Source organism: Nocardia sp. NPDC060220, assembly GCF_042727815.1.
Taxonomy (GTDB): Bacteria; Actinomycetota; Actinomycetes; order Mycobacteriales; family Mycobacteriaceae; genus Nocardia.
In genome coordinates, this window is sequence record NZ_JBHWZY010000735.1 from 1 (window position 1) to 3,533 (window position 3,533).

The 3,533-nt window shown below is 68.2% G+C and carries 3 protein-coding genes; 1 reads left to right on the forward strand and 2 read right to left on the reverse strand.

Annotation, left to right across the window (positions count from 1 at the left end):
- Positions 1-194: 194 nt before the first annotated feature.
- Positions 195-2,765, reverse strand: a complete 2,571-nt coding sequence (gene glgP / locus ACFWF3_RS28660; RefSeq protein WP_379316615.1) for an alpha-glucan family phosphorylase — start codon at positions 2,763-2,765, stop codon at positions 195-197.
- Between the two features lie 36 nt (positions 2,766-2,801).
- Entirely contained in the window at positions 2,802-3,221 is a 420-nt protein-coding gene (locus ACFWF3_RS28665; protein WP_379316617.1) for a VOC family protein, read from the reverse strand.
- Between the two features lie 79 nt (positions 3,222-3,300).
- On the opposite strand from ACFWF3_RS28665, the gene ACFWF3_RS28670 reads away from it, so the two are divergent.
- The coding region (locus ACFWF3_RS28670) for a helix-turn-helix domain-containing protein (protein WP_379316619.1) at positions 3,301-3,533 on the forward strand (233 nt) is incomplete at its 3' end.

Genomic DNA, 3,533 nt, shown 5'->3' on the forward strand with positions numbered 1-3,533 from the left:
GAACGTGATCGTGCCCGCCATCGCCTCGCGCTTGAAAGTGGACCCACTCGACGAGATACCGAAGTATCCGTCGATGCGCCCTCGGGCACGGGTTAGGACGTCGCTGGCCATGACTCTCCTCAATGATCGACCCAGGAACGGTAGCGGAAAGTTCACTGAATCGAATAACCCGGCGCCTGTGTCACCGTGTACGGTTACGCGCCCGCGACGGCCACCAAGCCCAGTTCGGCGTCGGACGCGAGCAGCGCGTTGTGGGGAAGCACACGGACCGTGTACCCGACAGCACCCGACAGCGGGACCGGAGCCTGGATCGAATACAGCTCGCTGCCCTCGTCGGCGCCGATGTGGCGCATCTCGATCGTGGTCGTGTCGGAGAGGTCGTCGGTCGGCGAGACCCGGCCGAGTATCGCCTGCACCACCACATCCGACGGCGCGAGCCCGCCGAGGTCGACGCGCGCGTGCAGTGACAGTTCCGCGCCGATCACCGGGGTGTCGGGCAGGCCCGAGCTGTCGACCTGCGCGATCCGCACCGACGGCCACGCGGCATCGACGCGCCTGCGGTACTCGGCGACCGCCGCGGCGCCCGCGAACTTGTCGGCGGCGGCCCGGCCGAACGCGGCGGCCGCCGGTCCGTAGTACTGCTCGGCGTAGTCGCGCACCATCCGCGAGGCCAGGACCTTCGGGCTGGTGGTCTGCAGGGTGTGGCGCACCATCTCGGTCCAGCGGACCGGCACATCGCCGGCGTCGCGGTCGTAGAAGCGCGGCGCCACAGTACGTTCGACGAGTTCGTAGAGCGCCGAGGCCTCGAGATCGTCGCGGCGCGATTCGTCGCGGACACCGTCGGCGGTGGGGATGGCCCAGCCGTTCTCGCCGTCGAACATCTCGTCCCACCAGCCGTCGCGGATGGACAGGTTGAGGCCGCCGTTGAGCGCGGACTTCATCCCCGAGGTACCGCACGCCTCGAGCGGGCGCAGCGGATTGTTCAGCCACACATCGCAACCCCAGTACAGATAGCGGGCCATCGACATGTCGTAGTCGGGCAGGAAGACGATGCGATGACGCACCTCGGGATCGTCGGCGAACCGCACCACCTGCTGGATCAGGGCCTTGCCACCGTCGTCGGCGGGGTGGCTCTTGCCCGCCACCACCAGCTGCACCGGCCGTTCGGGGTCGAGCAGCAGCGCGCGCAGGCGTTCGGGGTCGCGCAGCATGAGGGTGAGCCGCTTGTAGGTGGGGACGCGGCGGGCGAAACCGATGGTGAGCACGTTCGGATCGAAGACGTCGTCGATCCAGCCGAGTTCGGCGTCGGCGGCGCCGCGCTGTCGCCAGGAATCGCGCAGCCTGCGCCGCACTTCGTCGATCAGGACGCCGCGCAACGTGTTTCGCGTCGACCACAGCTGACCGAGGTCGACGTCGCTGAGCTTCTCCCAGCCCCGCGCCTCCTCGACCAGTTCGGGCCCGACGAGTTCGCGCGCCTTGTCGATCCATTCGCGCGCGGCCCAGGTCGGGGCGTGCACGCCGTTGGTGACCGAGCCGATCGGCACCTCGGCCGCGTCGAATCCGGGCCACAGCGCCGCGAACATCTCCCGGCTGACCTCGCCGTGCAGTTTCGATACCCCGTTGGCGCGCTGGGCCATGCGCAGACCCATGTGCGCCATGTTGAACACCGAGGGGTCGCCCTCGCGCCCGAACGCGAGGATCCGGTCCACGGAAAGCCCCGGCAGCAGCGCGGATTCGGATTCGCCGTGCGAGCCGCCGAAGTACCTGCGCACCAACGGCATCGGGAAACGGTCGATGCCCGCGGGCACCGGGGTGTGCGTGGTGAAAACGGTTCCCGCCCGCACCGCGGCGAGCGCGGTCTCGAAATCCAGTCCACCCGCGATGAATTCACGCATGCGCTCGACGCCGAGGAAACCCGCGTGGCCCTCGTTCATGTGGAAGACATCGGGATCGGGCAGGCCGTTGGCGCGGGTGTAGGCGCGCACCGCGCGCACGCCGCCGATACCCGCCAGGATCTCCTGCTTGATGCGATGATCCTGGTCGCCGCCGTAGAGCCGGTCGGTGACGGCCCGCAGTTCGGGGTCGTTCTCGGCGATATCGGAATCGAGCAGCAGCAACGGAATCCGCCCCACCTGCGCGATCCACACCCGTGCCCGCAGTACCCGCCCCTCGGACATGCCGACGTGGATGAGCACCGGCGAACCGTCGCTGGTGAGCAGGCGCAGCGGCAGGCCCTGCGGATCGAGCGCCGGGTAGTGCTCCATCTGCCAGCCGTCGGGCGACAGCGATTGCCGGAAATACCCCGAGCGGTACAGCAGCCCGACGCCGATCAGCGGCAGCCCGAGGTCCGAGGCGGCCTTGAGATGATCACCGGCGAGGATGCCGAGGCCGCCGGAGTAGTTCGGCAGCACCTCGGTGACACCGAACTCCATCGAGAAATAGGCGATCCCGGCGATGTCGGTGCCGGTCTGCTCCTGGAACCAGCGCGGCCGTGTCAGGTAGTCCCGCAGACCCGCGGCGGCCGCGTCGACGCGCGCGCGGTAGGCCGGGTCGGCGGCGAGCTCGTCGAGCCGCTCGGCAGGGACCTCACCCAGCATCCGTACCGGGTCCTGACCGACGGTTCGCCACAACTCGGGGTCGAGCTCGGCGAACAGATCCTGCGTCGGGCCGTGCCACGACCACCGCAGGTTGGTCGACAACTCACCCAGCGCGGCGAGCCGCTCCGGCAAATGGGCACGGACAGTGAACCGACGAAGTGCCTTCACCCCGGAAGAATAAACGATCGCGCCCGCACTGGGGGTCTAGGTGAATCGGGCAGCGAACTCGGGGCTCGGCGGGACCTCGGTGATCACGTCGATCAGGACGCCGGCGGGGTCGGCGACGATGAAGTGGCGCTGACCGAAGTCTTCGGTGCGCAGGTCGAGCTCGGCGCGCAGGCCGCCGGTTTTCACGAGTCGGTCCCACTCGGCGTCGACATCGTCGACCTCGAAGTTCAGGACAACTCCCTGTACGGGTTTTCCGAAGCCTGCCGGGATCGTGGGGTGGGTGGGGTCGAGCAGAGCCAGTTCGTAGGTCGGCTCGTCGTCGGCACCCGGCCGCCGCAAGCTGACGTACCAGTCCGCCTCGAAGACGATCTCGAAGCCGAACCAGGCCGTGTAGAAGTCGCGCGATTGCGCGATTCGGGTGGTGGCGAGAACGGGGTAGTAGCTGCTGAGTTTCATGGGATCACCTTTCACATACCGTCGGTATGTATCGTACGATAGTTCACATACCATCGGTAGGTCAACGGGAGGGCACACGATGAGCTCGACGGCACGGACGCGGCAACGCGAGGAGACGCGGCGCATCCTGCTGCACGAGACCAGGGCGCTGTTCGCCGCGAAAGGCTATGCCGCAGTAGGGCTATCGGAGATCGTGACGTCCGCCGGGGTCACCAAGGGCGCGCTGTACCACCACTTCGACAGCAAGGCCGACCTGTTCCGTGCGGTCCTCACGCAGGTGCAGGAGGAGGTGGGCGCGCAGGTGGCCGCCGC